The sequence below is a fragment of the Nonomuraea sp. NPDC049129 genome, assembly GCF_040648495.1.
GTDB lineage: Bacteria > Actinomycetota > Actinomycetes > Streptosporangiales > Streptosporangiaceae > Nonomuraea.
Map to the genome: position 1 here is coordinate 84,958 of NZ_JBEZDU010000028.1, position 16,688 is coordinate 101,645.

At 70.7% G+C, this 16,688-nt stretch carries 16 protein-coding genes; 7 read left to right on the forward strand and 9 right to left on the reverse strand.

The features are described 5' to 3' along the window. The first annotated feature begins 201 nt into the window (after positions 1–201). The 3 genes from AB0B64_RS50310 (at position 202) to AB0B64_RS50320 (ending at position 3,681) form a co-directional block, all read left to right on the forward strand. Entirely contained in the window at positions 202–1,386 is a 1,185-nt protein-coding gene (locus tag AB0B64_RS50310; RefSeq protein WP_358196495.1) for a DUF2786 domain-containing protein, read from the forward strand. Positions 1,387–1,948: 562 nt separating this feature from the next. Beyond that, positions 1,949–3,238 carry a cytochrome P450 gene (locus tag AB0B64_RS50315; protein WP_357958828.1) on the forward strand — a complete coding sequence of 430 codons (1,290 nt, stop codon included), beginning with the start codon at positions 1,949–1,951 and terminating at the stop codon, positions 3,236–3,238. 89 nt (positions 3,239–3,327) lie between these two features. Continuing rightward, positions 3,328–3,681: a hypothetical protein gene (locus AB0B64_RS50320; RefSeq protein WP_358196507.1), complete on the forward strand. Its 354-nt coding sequence runs from the start codon at positions 3,328–3,330 to the stop codon at positions 3,679–3,681. 9 nt (positions 3,682–3,690) lie between these two features. On the opposite strand, the gene AB0B64_RS50325 is transcribed toward AB0B64_RS50320, so the two are convergent. The 6 genes from AB0B64_RS50325 to AB0B64_RS50350 all read right to left on the reverse strand — a co-directional run bounded on the left by AB0B64_RS50325 (position 3,691) and on the right by AB0B64_RS50350 (position 9,002). Further along, on the reverse strand, positions 3,691–4,359 hold the full coding sequence (locus AB0B64_RS50325) for a penicillin acylase family protein (RefSeq protein WP_358196515.1): 669 nt from the start codon (positions 4,357–4,359) through the stop codon (positions 3,691–3,693). A 360-nt stretch (positions 4,360–4,719) separates the two neighbouring features. Continuing rightward, positions 4,720–5,064, reverse strand: coding sequence for a penicillin acylase family protein (locus AB0B64_RS50330; protein WP_357958838.1), 345 nt, complete (start codon positions 5,062–5,064; stop codon positions 4,720–4,722). A gap of 7 nt (positions 5,065–5,071) precedes the next feature. Continuing rightward, complete coding sequence (locus tag AB0B64_RS50335; protein ID WP_358196527.1) at positions 5,072–7,291, reverse strand: FtsX-like permease family protein; 2,220 nt, start codon at positions 7,289–7,291, stop codon at positions 5,072–5,074. After that, positions 7,288–7,980, reverse strand: coding sequence for an ABC transporter ATP-binding protein (locus AB0B64_RS50340; RefSeq protein ID WP_357958844.1), 693 nt, complete (start codon positions 7,978–7,980; stop codon positions 7,288–7,290). Before AB0B64_RS50340 ends, AB0B64_RS50335 begins: the two co-directional genes overlap by 4 nt. Continuing rightward, positions 7,977–8,504, reverse strand: coding sequence for a PadR family transcriptional regulator (locus AB0B64_RS50345; protein ID WP_357958847.1), 528 nt, complete (start codon positions 8,502–8,504; stop codon positions 7,977–7,979). The genes AB0B64_RS50340 and AB0B64_RS50345 overlap by 4 nt, the downstream gene beginning before the upstream one ends. Positions 8,505–8,555: 51 nt before the next feature. Next, the gene (locus tag AB0B64_RS50350; protein ID WP_358196546.1) at positions 8,556–9,002 is read right to left on the reverse strand and encodes a MarR family transcriptional regulator; all 447 of its coding nucleotides are present in this window, start codon (positions 9,000–9,002) and stop codon (positions 8,556–8,558) included. 86 nt (positions 9,003–9,088) lie between these two features. On the opposite strand from AB0B64_RS50350, the gene AB0B64_RS50355 reads away from it, so the two are divergent. Both AB0B64_RS50355 and AB0B64_RS50360 read left to right on the forward strand, forming a co-directional pair. Then, on the forward strand, positions 9,089–10,114 hold the full coding sequence (locus AB0B64_RS50355) for a zinc-binding alcohol dehydrogenase family protein (protein ID WP_358196550.1): 1,026 nt from the start codon (positions 9,089–9,091) through the stop codon (positions 10,112–10,114). 175 nt (positions 10,115–10,289) lie between these two features. After that, positions 10,290–10,682, forward strand: coding sequence for a hypothetical protein (locus tag AB0B64_RS50360; RefSeq protein WP_357958856.1), 393 nt, complete (start codon positions 10,290–10,292; stop codon positions 10,680–10,682). A 25-nt stretch (positions 10,683–10,707) separates the two neighbouring features. Here AB0B64_RS50360 and AB0B64_RS50365 read toward each other — a convergent pair whose 3' ends face one another. Next, positions 10,708–11,289: a MerR family transcriptional regulator gene (locus AB0B64_RS50365; protein WP_358196563.1), complete on the reverse strand. Its 582-nt coding sequence runs from the start codon at positions 11,287–11,289 to the stop codon at positions 10,708–10,710. A gap of 24 nt (positions 11,290–11,313) precedes the next feature. Between AB0B64_RS50365 and AB0B64_RS50370 the strand changes: the two genes are divergently transcribed. After that, positions 11,314–12,831 carry an MFS transporter gene (locus AB0B64_RS50370; RefSeq protein ID WP_358196570.1) on the forward strand — a complete coding sequence of 506 codons (1,518 nt, stop codon included), beginning with the start codon at positions 11,314–11,316 and terminating at the stop codon, positions 12,829–12,831. 115 nt (positions 12,832–12,946) lie between these two features. Beyond that, positions 12,947–14,071, forward strand: a complete 1,125-nt coding sequence (locus AB0B64_RS50375) for an AI-2E family transporter (protein WP_357958864.1) — start codon at positions 12,947–12,949, stop codon at positions 14,069–14,071. A 17-nt stretch (positions 14,072–14,088) separates the two neighbouring features. Here AB0B64_RS50375 and AB0B64_RS50380 read toward each other — a convergent pair whose 3' ends face one another. Next, positions 14,089–15,276: an FUSC family protein gene (locus AB0B64_RS50380; protein WP_358196585.1), complete on the reverse strand. Its 1,188-nt coding sequence runs from the start codon at positions 15,274–15,276 to the stop codon at positions 14,089–14,091. Positions 15,277–15,323: 47 nt separating this feature from the next. Then, on the reverse strand, positions 15,324–16,343 hold the full coding sequence (locus AB0B64_RS50385; protein WP_358196591.1) for an NAD(P)/FAD-dependent oxidoreductase: 1,020 nt from the start codon (positions 16,341–16,343) through the stop codon (positions 15,324–15,326). Positions 16,344–16,688: the final 345 nt, after the last annotated feature.

Genomic DNA, 16,688 nt, shown 5'->3' on the forward strand with positions numbered 1-16,688 from the left:
GCCCTGCACTGGGTGGCATAAGAGCGGACAAGCATTCTCCGCAGCTTGAGGACCGGGACTCAAGCCGACTTGCGCCGGTCGGGACGACAACACAGCCGGGGTCGGTCTGGACCTCGCCGCCTTCCGCCGCGCCGGTGAGCAGGGGACGGTGCTCCGTCACGGTAGGGTTCTGGCGGACTTTCTATAAGGTGGACGGCACGTGTGAGCAAGGCCAATGAGCTGATCGGCGCGGCGATGGAGGCGCTTGCCAGCGAGGATCAGGCGGCCTTCGACTCCGCTGCCGCCTTCCTGGCCGACCGGGACGACGCCGATCGCGTGCTGGTGGAGGTCGTGACCCGTGCGATCTCGGGGTTGTGGCGGAACGGCTGGCAGCCCGCCGACGTGGTGAGGATCGCGGCCAGGCGGCTGACCGACTGGCACGGGCGGGCGGCGGCCGACCTCATCGCCTGGGAGATGCGGACCTATGAGCCGGCCACGGTTGATGAGCGCTGGCGCGACCAACTCGCCGGCTTGGAGGCCGCGGTGTGGTGGAAGGGCGGCTACCTCGCGGCGCGGCAGGCGCGCGACGGGGCCGGCCGTCTGGTGACCGTCTCCGGTGTGCTGGAACTGTTGGGGTTGCTGACCGGGCTGCCCCGGCTGGAGTCGTTGAGCCCGCCGCCCGGGGCCGCTCGCCGTACGGTCCAGGCACGCTCACACGTGGTCAGTGAGAAGACGCTCGGGCGGGTGCGGGCGCTGCTTGCCAAGGCGGAGTCGACGGCGTACGAGGCGGAGGCGGAGACGTTCATGTCGGCGGCGCAGAGCTTGATGGCGAAGTACAGCATCGACGCGGCGATGCTGGACGCGCAACCAGGCGGAGGTGAGGCCCCGGCGGGCATCCGGGTCGGCATCGACGCGCCGTACGAGCAGCCCAAGGCCGTGCTGCTCGTTCTCATCGCCGAGGCCAACAGGTGCCGGGTGATCTGGTCGAAGGAGCTGGGGTTCGCCACTGTGCTGGGGTTCTGGGCGGACCTGTCCTGGGTGGAGATGCTGTTCACCTCGCTGCTGGTGCAGGCGCAGACCGCGCTGGTGAACTCGGGCACCAGAAAGCACGGCACCGGCCGATCGAGGAATAAGACGTTCCGCCAGTCGTTCCTGTCGGCGTTCGCCTCCAGGATCGGGGAGCGGCTCGCCGAGGCCACGGCGGCCGCGGTCTCGCAGGAGAGCGCCAGCCGGGGCACCGACCTGGTGCCGGTGCTGGCGGCCCGCGAACAGGAGGTGGAGCAGGCAGTCGAGCGCATGTTCCCGAACCTGGTCTCGCATGCGGTCCGCACGTCCTGGGACCGGGAGGGCTGGGCGGCGGGCCGTACCGCCGCCGATCAGGCCAGCCTCGGGGCGCGAGACCGATAGCGCTCCGGGTGCGGGGGACCAGGCGCCCGTGTGGCCGGGTATCGCCGACTCCAGGGCCACTCGCGGATGCGCGCCGCCGCGGGCCACGCCGGTGTTGTCCACGTTCGACGAAGGCGAAGGCCGCGTACGCCATGGGGACGATCCCGCGCGCGCCGAACACCAGGGGATCCAATGCCGCGCGGAGACGACATCAGCGTGTCCTCTCGAGAGGCGGTCCGAAAGGTGGTCATGAACAGGGCCTCGATGCTTTCGTCGTCCCCTCTTGCAGCAGGCCCAGCCGCAGTTAAGGAGCTGGCACTCCCGGAGCGGTCCATCAGGCTGGAGCCTTGCCATGACCAGCGGGATACGTGATGCTTACTGACCTCTTATGTGAATCGGCCGAAAGCTCCCAGAGCGCATCACTCGTGCTGTTACGTCTGCACCGACGTGGCGACGGGAGCAACCAGAGAGGTAGTTCGTCCCCGTGACCCATGGCCCGTGGCCCCAGCAGCCTGCGCAAACACCACCGTCAACGCCCATTGAACCGCTGCTGACCAGGGAATACGACGCTGATCCCGCGCTCGTGCACGAGCGCCTGCGCGCCACGTACGGACCGGTCGCCCCGGTCGACCTCCTCGGGGTGCCGGTCTGGTTCGTCCTTGGCTATGAGGAAGTGTTGCGCGTCCTGCAGAACACGGGCGGCATCTGGAGCAAGCACGTCGACAGGTGGCAGGCCAACATCGAGGGGCGGCTACCGGCGGATTGGCCGCTGCTGCCCGTCTTCCAGGTCAACAGCTCGGCCTTCCAGGAGGGCGCGACGCAGCGCGAGTTGCGGGGCGCGTGGACCAGCGCGCTCGCGCCGTTCCAGAACCCCGGCCACCTCCAGGCGCAGCAGTTGGAACGTTCGATCGTGCGGTACGCCGACGACCTCCTCGACACGCTGGCGGAGGGCGGTGCCACGGGATGGGCGGATCTGGCGGCGCAGTACGCGCGGCCACTCCCCCTGATGGTCGCCAACCGCATGCTCGGCTTCGCCGCCTCACGTGGCGAGGACGTCGTGATGGATCTCTGGCGGATGATCGACGCCGGGCCGGACGCGCCCGCGGCGTTCGAGCGGCTGTACGCGGCCATGACGGAGCTCGCGGCGAGCAAGCGTGAGAGCCCCGGTGACGACCTGCCCTCCTACATGATCGAGGCGAAGCCGGACTTCACGCTGGACGAGCTGGCCCGCGAGCTGCTCATGCTGCCCGGCCTGCTGGACTTCACCGCCAGCCTCGTTTGCAACGTGGTCGTCGAGGTCATCTCCAATCCGGATGTCCGGGAGAGCCTGTCCGTGGGTTCGATCGACGAGACGGTCAACCGGGTCGCCCTGCTCAATCCGCCGATGGCCAACCTGACCTTCCGGTTCCCGATGACGGACGTGAAACTGGGCAACTACACGATCGCCGCCGGGGATCCGGTCATGCTCTCGGTCGCGGGCGCGCACGCCGACCCGCGATTCGCCGGGGCGATCGATCGGCAGGCCATCCGCAGCACCCGCGCTCATCTCGCCTGGGGCGCGGGGCCGCACAGCTGCCTGGGTCAGCGGCTCGCGACCCAGATCACCACCATCGCCGTACGCCGGCTCTTCAACAGGTTCTCCAAGATGAAGCTGGCGCTACCGGCCGACCAGTTGCCCTGGCGCCCCTCTCCCTTCATGCGGGCGCTGCGGTCCCTGCCCGTCCAGTACGAACTCGCCAGCCCCCACGTCCCCGCGACCGCCCCCGCTCCCGTGGACGTGCAGCCGTCCCCGGCGGGTGAGGCCGCCACCGGTCAAGGGGCGCCCCGTTCCGCGCTGTGGAACTTCCTGCGCGGGCTGCGTCGCGGACGATAGACCCTTCAGGTGGAGGGGTCGCTCCACTTACCGTGCTACGGTATCCCGGTAACTGGATAACCCACTCCAGTTACCGGGATGGAGGATTCGTGCCCTACAAAGGACCCCTGCCGAAGCAAGTGGTCACCCGTGTCAACGCCTGCGCGAGCGCGCTGCGCTCCTCTCCTCGCTGGGGCAGGCTGGTGCGCAAACACCTCACGATCGTCACCTACACAGGACGTCGCTCGGGACGTGTCTTCAGCACACCCGTCGCCTACCGGCGGGCGGACGACGTCGTCACCATCGGCGTGCAGATGCCGGACGCCAAGAAGTGGTGGCGCAACTTCCTGGACGAGGGCGGCCCGATATCGCTGGACCTGGACGGGACCGACCGCACCGGGCACGCGGTCGCCCGGCGTGACGGAGCGGGCCGCGTCACCGTCACCGTGCGCCTCGACGGCTGAGCTGAGCCGTCACCCACGCACCGTGGCGGTTTTCAGCTGCGGGGCGGCGGCGATCTCGGCTTCGGTGAAGCGCTCGGTGGCCCACTGACCGCGCGAGAACAGGACCGTCTGGTCGGTGTGGTGGGGCGAGGCGGGGTTGGCGGACAGGGAGTAGGTCAGGACGGTACGGGTACGCGGCCCGTCCGGGGTGAGCTCGACGGCCATCATGAAGCTGGAGCCGGTGTCCACCTCCGGGTAGCGCCCGTCGGCGCCGAGCGGGCCGCGCATGCGCACCCCGTCGAAGCAGCCCTCCCCCTCGGTGCAGCCGGGAATCGGGATCGAGGCGTAGCGCTGCGCCTGGCCCGGAGTCAGCGTCAGGGGGACGCGGTTGGTCTGGAAGAAGAGCACGGCGTCGGCCAGGGCCTGCCGGACCGTCGGATCCTCGCCCTTGAGCCCCCGAGGGGTGGTCAGCGGACGCGCGGGATCGAACGGCACCCGCCAGGGACTGAACCTGGGCTCTCCCGGCTTGGTGGGACGCTCGAGCCGGGTGTAGAACTCCCGCCACAAAATGGCCCCCTGGCCGTCGAGAGTGGCACGCCCGTTCCAGTCGCCCAGCGTCCGGCAGGCCGCGCGCAGGTTGGCGGCGCTGACGTCGGCCAGCACGTACGCGACCTTGTGGGTCTGGCCGACGGCGAGCACCGGGCCGTAGCGCGAGGTTTGACGTGCTCCTCGCCCTGAAGAGGCGGGGGATTCCCGTGCTGCTTACGCAGCAGTCCGTGCCGCGTAAGCAGCACGTGCTGTGGAACAGGATGCTTGACGCTTCACTGACCCGCCTACCGGCAAGTCTCCACGTCCTGTCACCGCCCGTCCGGCGGCCTCGTCATACCGATGAATCCAGGAAGCGATCTCACGGCCAGCTTGGTTATCGCTTGCCCGTTCAATCACGGAAACCTTACCGTACGTGATTGAAGCGTCGCAAGCAGTTTCGATCACTGCACGCTCACGCCCCAGAGGGCACTCACACGTGGGCCTACACCATCCCGCCTGAAGACAGGAGCACTAGCCCGCATCTCGGTAGACGTCGCTGGACAGGTTGGTGACCGGGCGGACCGGGTCGTCGGACATGGCCGTGGCGCCGAAGTAGCGGGACCGCTCGCCCCGCATGGTCACCACCCACGAGGCCAGCACGCACAGGTTGTCCTGCGCGAAGGCGTAGCCGTACCCGAACCCGAGGCCGCCGTAATCCTTGGCGGAGATGTGCGGGATGCCGTACTCGGTGCGCCGGATCGTGGCGGAGTAGCGCTCGTCGGCGGCAGCGGCGGACGGCGCGGTCGCGTTCACTACCACGGAGGAGGCGAGCACGAACAGCGCGACCAGCACGGCCGGTCGCGGTATGAGCTTCATGTGGCTCCTATTCGAAACGGGCGTTGTCGGGCGCGGTCAGGCGCCTGAGCAGCGGCAGGCCGGCGAGAATCACCAGCAGGGAGGCGGTCAGGCCGCCGCCGACGGTCGCGAAGTAGACGGGGCCGGGCAGCGCCAGGGCGGCCTTCTTCATCGCGAGCTGGCCTATGAGCGGTTCGGCCACGCCGAAACCGGCGCCGGCGGCGAGCACGGCGGCCAGGACGAGCGGCAGCGCGGACTCCAGCAGCACCACCCCGGCCAGGGTCCGGGTGGGGGTGCCGGCCAGCCGCAGCAGGGTGAACGGCTGCCGGCGTTCGACCAGCCCGCCGCCGACCGCCACCACGAGGCTGCAGCCGCCGACGATGAGGGTCAGGGCGACGACGGCCAGCGCGATGTTCTGGCCCTGGGTGTACAGGGTGGCTCTGACCTGGGCGACCTCGGCGAAGGTCATCGGGGCTTCGACGGTGTGCTCGGCCAGCAGCGTGCGGAGCCGCTCCACCGCCGCCGGGTCGGCCGTGGAGATCAGGATCGCCTCCATGGCGAGGCCGGTGGTGGAGGAGACGGATCGGCTGCCGGCTCCCGCGACGGGCAGGATCTTGTCGATGGTGAGCGGGTTGTCGGCGCCGGCCACGCGGTTGAAGACGCCCGCCACGGCGTGCGCGTCCGCCGGGCACCGCCCGAGCACGGGGAAGCGGGCCAGGCTCGCGCATTCGACGGCGGTTCGCGGGGGCGGCGGGCCGTCCGTGGGCATAGGGGCGGCCGCCGGCTCCGCCAAGGCGTAGATCGGCAGTATGTCCACGCCCGGGAAGCCGCGCAGCCGGGCGAGCACATCCTTCTGCGCCTGCTGGGACAGCCCCGCGCTGCCGGGCCGGTCGAACTGGGCGCGCAGTACGTGGTTCAGCGCTCCCCCGGCCACGGCCCGCTGGCCGGACAGCACCGCGGGGACGATGCCGGCGAGCGCCGTACCGACGAAAACCGCCAGCATGAGCCCGCTCACCGCGCGGAAGGCGGCCTTGGGGTCGGCGGCCATCCGCTGCGCGGCCAGCAGCGTCGCCGCGCTCTGGGTCCGCCGGGCGGCCAGGCGAGCGGCCCGCATCGTCAGCCAGGGTCCGGCCAGGATCAGCCCGACCATGATCAGGGCGAGCCCCGCCACGGCCAGCACGGTGTCGAGGTCGTTGCCGTCGCGGAACACCGGGCCCGCGAACAGCCCCAGCCCGGCCAGCAGCGGGATCACCCGCCACGCCCTCGGCGCAGGCGCCGCGCCCTTCCTGGCCACTCCGAGGGGTGAGATCCGCACCCTGCGCAGCGACCATAGGGCGGCGCCCGCCGCGGCGACCGGCACGCAGGCGAGCACGGCCGCGTACTGCCAAGGATGTGGGGCGATCAACTCGGGAAAGAAGCGGACACCGGTGATCCGCACCCCGGCCAGCGCGGGCCGTACGACCTGGAAGAGCGCCAGGCCGGCCAGCGCGCCGAGCAGCGCGCCCAATGCGGCGTCCACCGCGGCCAGCACGTTGATCTGCCGGGAGGTGGCGCCCACCAGCCGGATCGCCGCCAGGCGGGTCTCACGGCGGGCGGCCGCCAGCCGGGTGGCGGTGCCCACGAGCGCCAGCAGCGGGACGACCAGCGCGATGGCGCCCACGCCGAAGCCGAACCGGTAGATGTCGGCGTAGCCATCGGTCGCGGGCCCGGTGGCCACCGTGTCGACCTGCGCGGCGCCGGGCATGGCGGCGACCTGCCCCGATGTCCGCCCCACCACGATGGCCAGCTCGTCGGGCCCGGACAGCCCGGCCTCGCCGATCAGCCCGGCACGGGTGCCGGGGAAGCGATCGGCGAGTCGCTCGCGCGGCGCCGAATCCAGCAGCCTGGCCAGCGCGGGCGAGGCGTAGTACTGGCCGGGAGCGGGCATGCGGGACAGGCCGGGGATGACCGGCGCCCGGGCGCCGAGCGCGGCGGCGTCCAGCCTCGTGATCGTCTGGCCGGCGTAGTAGTCCTCGTGCAGGTTCCACAGCGCGCCGTCGGCGGTGGCGTCCAGGGCCCAGCCGTTGGGGGCGGTGCCGCGCGTGCATTCCCAGCACTGGCGGTCGTTGGTGGCCTGGAAGGCGTTGAAGAGCGACAGCGTGCCCAGCAGCACCGCGACACCGGCCGCCACCCCGCCGACGATCAGCGCCAGCCTTGCTGCCGCCTCCCTGCCGCTGCTCAGCGACAGCCGCAGGCCCAGCCGGATCATCGGACGATCCCGCTGGCGTACGGGTCGGTGACCCGGCCGTCGCGGACGACGACCTCCCGGTCGGCACAGGCGGCCACCCGGGCGTCGTGGGTCACCACGATCACGGTGGTGCCCTCCTGGCGGGCCAGGCTCACCAGCAGCTCCATCACGTGCTCGCCGGTGAGCGAGTCGAGCGCGCCGGTCGGCTCGTCGGCGAAGACGACCCGCGGCCCGGTCACCAGCGCTCTGGCGATGGCCACCCGCTGCGTCTGCCCGCCGGACAGCTCCCCCGTACGCCGGCCGCCCAGGTCGGCCAGCTCCAGCCGTTCCAGCCAGGAGGCGGCCCGCGCGTAGGCACGACGGCGGCGGGTACGGCCGAGCAGCAGCGGCAGCGCCACGTTGTCGGCCACGGTCAGCTCCGGCACGAGCTGGCCGAACTGGAAGACGAAGCCGAAGGCGCTGCGCCGTAACTCGCTGCGGCGGCCGTCGTTCAGCGTGTCCAGGCGCCGCCCGTCGAACCACACCTCGCCGCTGTCCGGGGTGAAGATTCCGGCCAGGCAGTGCAGCAGCGTCGACTTGCCGGAGCCGCTTGGCCCCATGACGGCCAGGACCTCGCCTGCGCTCACCGACAGGCTGGCCTCGCGCAGCGCGGGCGTGTTGCCGAAGGCGCGGCTGATGCCGTCGGCCCGCAGCACCGGGTTGACGATCATCGCTCGCGCACCGCCGCCGTCAGCGCGTCCAGCCGGGCCTGGGTGACGTCGATCCACCGCAGATCGGCCTCGAGGCGGAACAGCCCGTGATCGGCCAGCAGCGCGTCGACCAGGTTGCCGGCGCGCTTGATCTCGGTCAGCTCGCGCATGCGCCGCAGATGCGTCGCCCGCTGGGCGTCGAGGTAACCGGCCGCGTCGCGGCCCAGCATCAGGGCCAGCACGACCTTGGTGAACAGCACGGTCTGCAGGTACGGCTCGGCCGCCACCGGCTCGGCCAGCCACTCCTCGACCTCGCCCGTGCCCACCGGGGTGATGGCGTAGCGCTTACGGTCGGGCCCGTCGCCCGGCTCGCTCGCCCCGGCGGTGATCTTGCCGTCTCTGGCCAGCCGGCCGAGCGTGGAATAGACCTGGCCGAAGGGCAGGGGCTTACCGCGGCCGAAGAAGGTGTCGTAGTCGCGTTTCAGGTCGTATCCATGGCTCGGCTCCCGTTCCAGCAGGCCGAGCAAGGCGAGGGGGACGCTCATGGGACGCCACTATACCCCGAGGGTATATACGACGAGGATAACGACATCCACTCAGCCCGATGTGGGCCGGACCCCCACGACGGCAGTGGCGAGCCGGGTGAGCTGGGCGCGCTGAGCGGCGGAGAGGCGGTCGGTGAGCCCCATGACCCGGCGGCCGATCTCGGCGGCGCACCCCTCGGCGAACCGCCTACCCTCGGGGGTGAGGCGGACCAGCACAGCGCGGCCGTCATGGGGGGAAGGCGAGCGCTGGACCAGTCCGCGCTTCTCGGCGCGGCTGACCAGGCCGGTCATGGAGGACTTGTCCAGGCCGAGGTAGCCACCGAGTTCGAGCATGCCGCACTGCCGGTCGCGCAGGATGCCCAGCAGCCTGATCTGGATGATCGACAGGTCGTGCTCCGCGCCGGCCTCGGACAGGACGCGCTGGACCAGGAAGGACAGCTGCACCAGGGCGTCCACCGTGTTCAGGGGCCCGTCGGCCGGGGTGGAATCGGTCGTCATGGGGTCAGCCTACTTGACCTAGTACGTGGCACAAACTACTTTCAAAAGTAGTACGCGCCGCAAACCAACTATGGCAGGAGAATCCCATGCGCGCCGCAGTCGTCCATTCCTTCAACGCCCCGCCCCGATTCGGCACCTTCCCGACCCCCATCCCCTCGGGGGAGCACGAGGTCCTGGTCGACGTGCTGGCCGCCGGGCTGCACCCACGGGTGCGCTCGGCGGCGAACGGCAGCCACTACACCTCCGACGGCACCCTGCCCCTGGTGCCCGGCATCGACGCGGTCGGCCGTACCGCGCAGGGCGAACTGCTCTACTTCGCCGCCCCCGACACCGCGCTGGGCACCATGGCCGAGCACGCCGTCGTCGACCGCCGCCGTGCCATCACCCTGCCGGCGGGCACCGATCCGGCCGCCGTGGCCGCGGCCATGAACCCCGGCATGTCCTCCTGGGTAGCGCTGCGCCGCCGCGTGTCCTTACCGCCCGGCGGTTCCGTCCTGGTCATGGGCGCCACCGGCAACGCCGGACAACTCGCCGTCCAGATCGCCAAACACCTCGGCGCCGCCCGCGTGATCGGCGCCGGCCGCGACCCACTACGCCTCGACCTGCTGAAGAGCCTCGGGGCCGACGAGGTGGTCAGGCTCTCCGACCCCGACCCCGACCCCGGCTCTGGCTCCGGCTCCGGCTCCGGCTCCGGCTCCGGCTCTGACTCCCACGACGTCGCCGAGCGGCTCGCGCGGGCGGCCGCGGACGTCGACGTCGTCATCGACTACCTGTGGGGCCGGCCCACCGAGCAGGCCATGCCCGCCCTGCTGACCGCCCGCTCCGACCGGTCCAAGGCCCTGGCCTGGGTCCAGATCGGCTCCATGGCCGGCCAGGACCTAGCCCTGCCCTCGTACCTGCTGCGCGCGGCGAACCTGAACATCATGGGCAGCGGCCAGGGCTCCCTGACCACCGCCGGCATCATCGCCGAACTGCCGTCCCTCGCCGCGGAGATCGCCTCCGGCGCCTTGGCCGTGGACCCCCTGCCCATGCCGCTGGACCAGGTCGAGCAGGCATGGAACGCCCCGACCGCGCCCGGCCAGCGCCTCGTCCTGACCCCTTCTCGCCGGTGATCCGTTCTCCGCGGAGCCGCCGCCGGGCGACCGGTGGCGTCTGAGGAGATCGCCGCAGGCGCCCGGGATCCCAGAGCGAGTATCTAGGTGAAAGAGACTGGGCCCATGACGAGGACCCGGACTCCGTGATCTGGAAGTGATCGCGCCCCGACGTGGCGGCGGTTAACCTGATCATGTGACGGATGCGATCCCGGTCGAGCGTATGCCGACCGCCATGCGAGTCGCCATGTTCGTCCTGACGCTCGATGTGGCCTTCAGCCTCTTGGGGCTCGCCATCATGATCGGCACGGTCGCTTTCGCCTTCAGTGGGCCGTTTCTCCTACTGCTGCTCTACAGCGCCGTGATCACAGCGTTCATGTGCTGGCTGCTCGCCCGCTGGACTTCGCGACGTAAGCTCGTGCGCTGGGGTGCCATCGCCGTCGAAGGGGTCTCGGTCGGTGGTTCCCTCCTCAGGAACGCGATCGACGGCGGTTTCGGCTGGACCACGCTGCTCCCGGCCATGCTCCTGCCGCTGGTGCTCGTCATCATGCTGCTCACGCCTTCGGCGGCCCGCTGGTTCGACCGCTGATGACATAGCGGACCGCGCAAGTTCGCTACAGCACGCTCAGTGGACGCCCGCTTGGCGGGTCAGACGCTTGGCGGTTGGGTGACTTGGGTGCCCAGAGCTGGTCGGCGTCGCCAGCGGCGAGCCGGCCCCGGTAAACGTCGATCTTGTGGTCGATGAGCCGGAGGTTCTCCTGTAGCTCAGCCATCTTGGCGAGCACGTCGGCGCGGTGGCCCTCCATGAGGGCGAGTCGTTCCTCCTCGTTGCCGTGTCCGGCGGAGACGAGTTCGGCGTAGCGCCGGATGGCCTTGATGGGCATGCCGGTGGCCCGCAACCTGGTGCAGATGGTGATCCACTCGAGGTCCAGCTTGCGATAGCGCCGCCGGCCGCCGGCGGTCCGGTCGACGGCGGTGACGACCAGGCCGGCGCGTTCGTAGTAGCGCAGGGTGTGCGCGCTGATCCCGGTGAGGCGAGCGGCCTCGGCGATGCTCAGGCCGGCGTCAGGGACAGAGCGGTTTGGGATAGAGCGGGTAGAGACAGCGGAAGCAGGGGCAGAGCGGGCAGGGCCGGAGCGGGCAGGCTCGGGTTCCGGCTGCGGCTCGACTTCCGGCTGCGGCTTGACTTCGAGCATGCTCTAAATCCTAGCGTCGTGGTCATGAGTGACTCAATGCGGCCGAAGGCGACGGCCGTCGAACGCGGGCCGGTGTCGCGTGACGTGCCCGGCCTCAGCCGGCGCCGTCGATACCTGGTGCTCGCCATCTGCTGCGCCAGCATCATCGTCGTGGTGATGGACATCTCCATCGTCAACGTGGCGCTGCCCGCGATCCGTCACGACCTCCACACCTCGGTGTCCGGCCTGCAATGGTCGGTCGACGCGTACACCCTGGTGCTGGCCGCCTTTCTGTTGCTGGCCGGGTCCACCGCCGACCGGGTGGGCCGTCGGCGGACCTTCCAGGTCGGCCTCGCCGTCTTCGGGCTCGGCTCGCTGATGTGTGGCCTGGCGCCGAGCATCGGCTGGCTGGTCGCCGCGCGTACGCTCCAGGCCGTCGGTGGCACGATGCTCAACCCGGTGGCGATGGCGATCACCGCCACCACGTTCCCCGACCCGGCCGAGCGGGCCAGGGCCATCGGCATTTTCGGCTCGATGTCCGGTCTGTCGCTGGGGCTGGGTCCGATCCTCGGCGGCGCGCTGGTCGACGGCTTCGGCTGGCGCTCCATCTTCTGGATCAATGTGCCGATCGTGGCGGCCGCGATCGTGTGCACGGCGCTGTTCGTTCCCGAGTCCCGCGCCGCCCGTGCTCGCCGCTTCGACCCGGTGGGCCAGACGCTGGTGATCCTGGTGCTGGGCAGCGTCGTGTACGCGATCATCGAGTCCGGCAGGTCGGGCTGGACCTCGCCGGTCATCCTCGGCCTGCTCGCCGTCGCCGTGCTCGGCGTGCTGGGCATCCTCGGGTACGAAACGCGCCGTGCCGACCCCCTGCTGGAGTTGCGCCTGTTTCGCAGTGTGCCGTTCAGCTCGGCGATTCTGATGGCGTTGTTCGCCTTGTGCGGGTTCGGCGCGTTCCTGTTTGTGACCACCCAGTATCTGCAGGACGTACGCGGCATGTCGGCGCTGACGGCCGGACTGTGCCTGCTTCCGGTAGGTGGGCTGGTCGTGGTGCTGTCCCCGCTCACCGGGCGGGTGGTCGGAGCGCGCGGTCCGCGCCTGCCGCTGGTGGTCGCCGGGGCCGCACTGGCGCTGGGCGGCGGGGCGTCGCTCTGGCTCGTACCGGCCACCCCGCTGCCGGCCGTACTCGCGATCTATTTGCTGTTCGGCGTGTTCCTGGGCACGGTCAACCCGCCGATCACCAACACGGCGGTGTCCGGTATGCCGCGCTCGATGACCGGGGTGGCCGCCTCGTTGGCCTCCACCGGCCGGCAGACCGGCACCAGCCTGGGCGTCGCGATCTCCGGCACGATCGTCGGGTCATCCGTGGCTCACGGCGGCACGGCGTTCACCGGCGCGGAGCACGGCGTGTGGTGGCTGGTGCTCGGGCTCGGGCTCGGCGTTCTGGCCCTGGGACTGCTCAGCACCGGGCGCTGGGCCTCGGAGACGGCCGGGCGGGCGGCGGCGCTGTTCGAGGGGATTGACCGGGGCGAACACCCACAAACCACCTCCCTGAGCCACCGCTGATCGGCGCTGGTGATCGGCGCTGGTGATCGGCATCGTCCGATGCATGGCGCCGCGCCTCGGCAAGCTGTGACCCCCGGCACGGTATGAAGCGAGGACTCCGGGCAGAGGAGCACCCGTGCCGGAACACTCTGATCCCCCCACCGCGCAGGCCCCGGGCGATGCCAGGGCCGTTCGAGAGGAACCCTCGCCGTTACCGTTCGGCCGCCCCGGCCGTCCCTTCGGCAGCAACCCCTTCCTCTTCGGCTTCACCGCCGCGCTCGGCGTACTGGCCGCCTGGCTGCTGGTCCAGGCGTTGACCGCCGCCGTCTCGATACTGATCTTGATCGTGATGTCGCTGTTCCTCGCGGTGGGGCTCAACCCCATGGTGGAATGGCTGGAAGAGCGGCACCTGCCGCGCTGGCTGGCGATCACCCTGGTGTTCGTCGCGGTGATCGCGTTCTTCGCGGTCTTCGTCATCGCGGTCGTGCCCGCCGTGTCCCAGCAGAGCGGCCAGTTCGTCGAGCAGTTGCCCACCTACATCAGCCAACTGCAGAACAACCCGCAGGTGCGCGAGCTCGATCAGCGCTTCGGCCTGCTGGAGCAGGCCCAGGCCTACCTCACCGGCGGGCAGGTCGGACAGCAGTTGTTCGGCGGGCTGCTCGGTGCGGCCAGCGTCGTGGTCAGCGCGGTCTTCTCCGCCATCACGGGACTGATCTTGACGCTGTACTTCCTCGCCGCACTGCCCTCCATCATCCGGGTCGGCTATCGGCTGGTCCCCAAGAGCCGGCGACCGCGCGTACAGATGCTGGGCGATCAGATCTTCAAAAGCGTCGGCGGGTACGTGGCCGGGAACCTGCTCATCTCCCTGATCGCCGGGGTGACCACGTTCATGTTCCTGTCGATCGCCGGCGTGCCCTACGCGCTGCCGTTGGCCATCATCGTGGCGATCACCGACCTGATACCGCTGATCGGCGCCGGGATCGGGGCGACCATCGCCATCTTGGTGTCACTGTTCGTGTCGTTTCCGGTGGCCATCGCCACGCTGGTGTTCTTCATCGTCTACCAGCAGATCGAGAACTACCTCATCGCGCCGCGGGTGATGAAGTCCTCCGTCGACGTACCCCCTGCCACCACCATCGTCGCCGCGCTGATCGGCGGTGCGCTGCTCGGCGTGGTGGGCGCGCTGCTGGCCATCCCGGCGGCCGCCGCCCTCCAGCTGATCACGGCCGAGGTGGTGCTGCCGCGCCAGGAACGCCACTGACTTTGCGGTTGTGGTTCTCAGTGAGGGCCCTGGGCAGGCGCGACCATGGTCGGGTCGTGTCCGTCGGCCAGAAGGATCATGATGCGGTGGGCGTCGGTGAGCAGGCTGCCGCTGACGGCCCAGCCCTCAGGGTGGTCGACCCGACCGGCCTGGATTTCGGCGCTCATCTCCTCGTGGATCCCGATAGCCCGGGCTTGCGCGCGGGCCAGTTGGTCCCGGATGGAGTCGGGATCGTCGGAGTGCCGCACCTGAATGGTCAGGATGTCGCCGAGCCGGTCCAGCAGGTCGGCGTAGTCGCGGGCGAACGCGTCACTGACGTCGGCCGAGCCGGACGGCGGGGTGTGACTGTGGTCGAGGTGGGCCAGAGCCTGGATGATGGCGCCGATGTGGGTGCTGACGGCGGCCATGGTCCGCAGGTGCGGGGTGTGGTCGCGGCCGGGTGGCGCGGTGAGGCGGCGCAGGTTGTAGCGACGGCTCTCGGCGCCGGCCGCCACGGCGGCCTCGGCGGCGTCCAGGCGCTCCGTCAACCGCGTGGCCTGGGCCTGCCACTCGGTCAGTCCGGACAGGTCCCAGCCTTGGCGCAGCCCGTCGGCCACGTCGCCGAGCAGCGCGGCACCCTGTTCGGCCAGGCGCCGGAAGGCCGCGTCGGGGCGGCGGTGATAGAGCGGTGGCCACAGCAAGGTGTTGATGGCGGCCCCGCTCACCGCGCCCATGGCGGTGGCGATGATGTAGGCCAGCAGGTAGCGCTCCTGAGAGGCGGCTCCGAAGGAGAGCATCAGGACGGCGGTGGTGGCCACGTCGGAGCCGTACCTGCCCATCCGGCGCCAGCGCGCGGCCAGCAGCGCGGGTGGGATGACCAGGACGAGGCTGAGCGCGGTCAGACCGATCAGGGAGCCGATGCTGCCGGCCAGGATGACCCCTGCGGCCACGGCGGCGACCCGGCGTAACCCGTTGGTCAGGGTCTGGTACACCGTGGCGTGCACCATGATCACGGCCGTGGCGGGGGCGATCCAGATGCTCTCGTGCGGCAGCAGCCGGCTGGCCAGGAACCAGGCCAGCACGGCGGCCAGGGTGGCTTTGCCGATCTGGCGGGCCTGCAGCCGTTGGTGGGAGTCCTTGGTGGCCAGCCCGTGCCAGCTGCCGCGGATGTACGCGAGCTCACCGCGCAGCGCACGGGCGAGTCGGCCACGCCAGGTACGGATCACGAAATGTCATGATATGTGCCGCGAGGACGGCGACCTGCCGCGATGGTTCACAGACCGTGGCGGCTTTCGCCCATCGCCAGTTCGCACAGACGCGCTTCGGCCTCGGCCGAGAACGGGTCCCGGTAAGCGGCCACCGCCTCTCGGGTCTCCTCGGCGATCAGGTCGGCGTTGATCTGGGCCGCCGCGGTGGCGCCCGCCGCCGCGGCGGTGCCCACCTGGGCGACCAGATCGCTGACATTGCCAGCGACCCAGATCCCGGGCACGTCTGTACGGCCGGTCGCGTCAGCGGGGATGTACTCGCCGGCTCCAGTGGGATGTTCGACCGGCCGCAGCCCGAGCGCCGCCAGGAACCCGGCGCGCGCCACCATCCGCGTGGCGACCGCCATCACCTCGCGGCGGACCAGCGTGCCATCGCCCAGCCGTGCTCCCACGACGCGGTCCTCGACGATCTCCAGGGACGCCACCTCGCCGGGCACCACGGTGATGCCGCGAGCGGCCAGCCGCTCCGCCTCCTCCTCGTCCGGCGGCGGCATGGTGTGGGAGAAGAGCGTGACGTCGGCGCTCCACTGACGCAGCAGCAGCGCCTGGTGCACCGCCATCGGCCCACTGGCCAGTACGCCGATGGCCCGGTCACGAACCTCCCAGCCGTGGCAGTACGGGCAATGAATCACATCCCGGCCCCACCGAGCCCGCAGTCCCGGCACGTCCGGCAGTTCGTCGACCAGGCCGGCGGCCACCAGGAGCCGGCGCGCCCGGACGGACCTGCCGTCGGCCAGCGCCACGGTGAACCCCTTGGCGTCCCGCACCGCCGTGGCGACCTCCCCGGCCACCACGTGACCGCCATAGCCGCGAACCTCGGCCCGGCCGCGCTCCAGCAACTCGGCCGGCCGGATCCCCTCCCGGGCCAGCAGCCCGTGGACGCCCTCCGCCGGGGCGTTGCGCGGGGCCCCCGCGTCGATCACCGCCACCGACCGCCGCGCCCGGGCCAGCATCAGCGCCCCGCTCAACCCCGCGGCGCCACCGCCGACCACCACCACGTCATAGCCGTCCTTCAGCTGATCGGTCACCTTGACCACCTCCGCGACGAACTATGCGACCCAACGGGTCACAGCCGCAAACTCTGTTGCCGATATGGCAAAGGGCGCGTCTGCGACTTCCGTGGTAGGCCACACCCCCGGTGCCAGCGAACGGAGTAGAAGCGGCTACCGCGGATGGTGGACCGCCGGCTCAAACCAGGGATTGAAGACGGGCCGCCGATCTCTCCATAGATTTCGAGCACCGTTCCTTTCCTCGAAGTCCCCTCCTCGCCGGGGGAGCCCCACGCTCCACGAAGAGTGATCCTCGACCCCCGGCACTCGTCCAGCGGGACCGCGAGCGTCTTCACCCAACGACGTAAGGAGAGCTTCATGAGG

Excerpts from the sequence above, each read along its gene's own strand:
- AB0B64_RS50335 (WP_358196527.1), bottom strand. The coding sequence starts at position 7,291 with ATGATCCGGCTGGGCCTGCGGCTGTCGCTGAGCAGCGGCAGGGAGGCG.
- AB0B64_RS50355 (WP_358196550.1), top strand. The coding sequence starts at position 9,089 with ATGCGCGCCGCAGTCGTCCATTCCTTCAACGCCCCGCCCCGATTCGGC.
- AB0B64_RS50370 (WP_358196570.1), top strand. The coding sequence starts at position 11,314 with ATGAGTGACTCAATGCGGCCGAAGGCGACGGCCGTCGAACGCGGGCCG.
- AB0B64_RS50330 (WP_357958838.1), bottom strand. The coding sequence starts at position 5,064 with ATGAAGCTCATACCGCGACCGGCCGTGCTGGTCGCGCTGTTCGTGCTC.
- AB0B64_RS50345 (WP_357958847.1), bottom strand. The coding sequence starts at position 8,504 with ATGAGCGTCCCCCTCGCCTTGCTCGGCCTGCTGGAACGGGAGCCGAGC.
- AB0B64_RS50340 (WP_357958844.1), bottom strand. The coding sequence starts at position 7,980 with ATGATCGTCAACCCGGTGCTGCGGGCCGACGGCATCAGCCGCGCCTTC.
- AB0B64_RS50350 (WP_358196546.1), bottom strand. The coding sequence starts at position 9,002 with ATGACGACCGATTCCACCCCGGCCGACGGGCCCCTGAACACGGTGGAC.
- AB0B64_RS50365 (WP_358196563.1), bottom strand. The coding sequence starts at position 11,289 with ATGCTCGAAGTCAAGCCGCAGCCGGAAGTCGAGCCGCAGCCGGAACCC.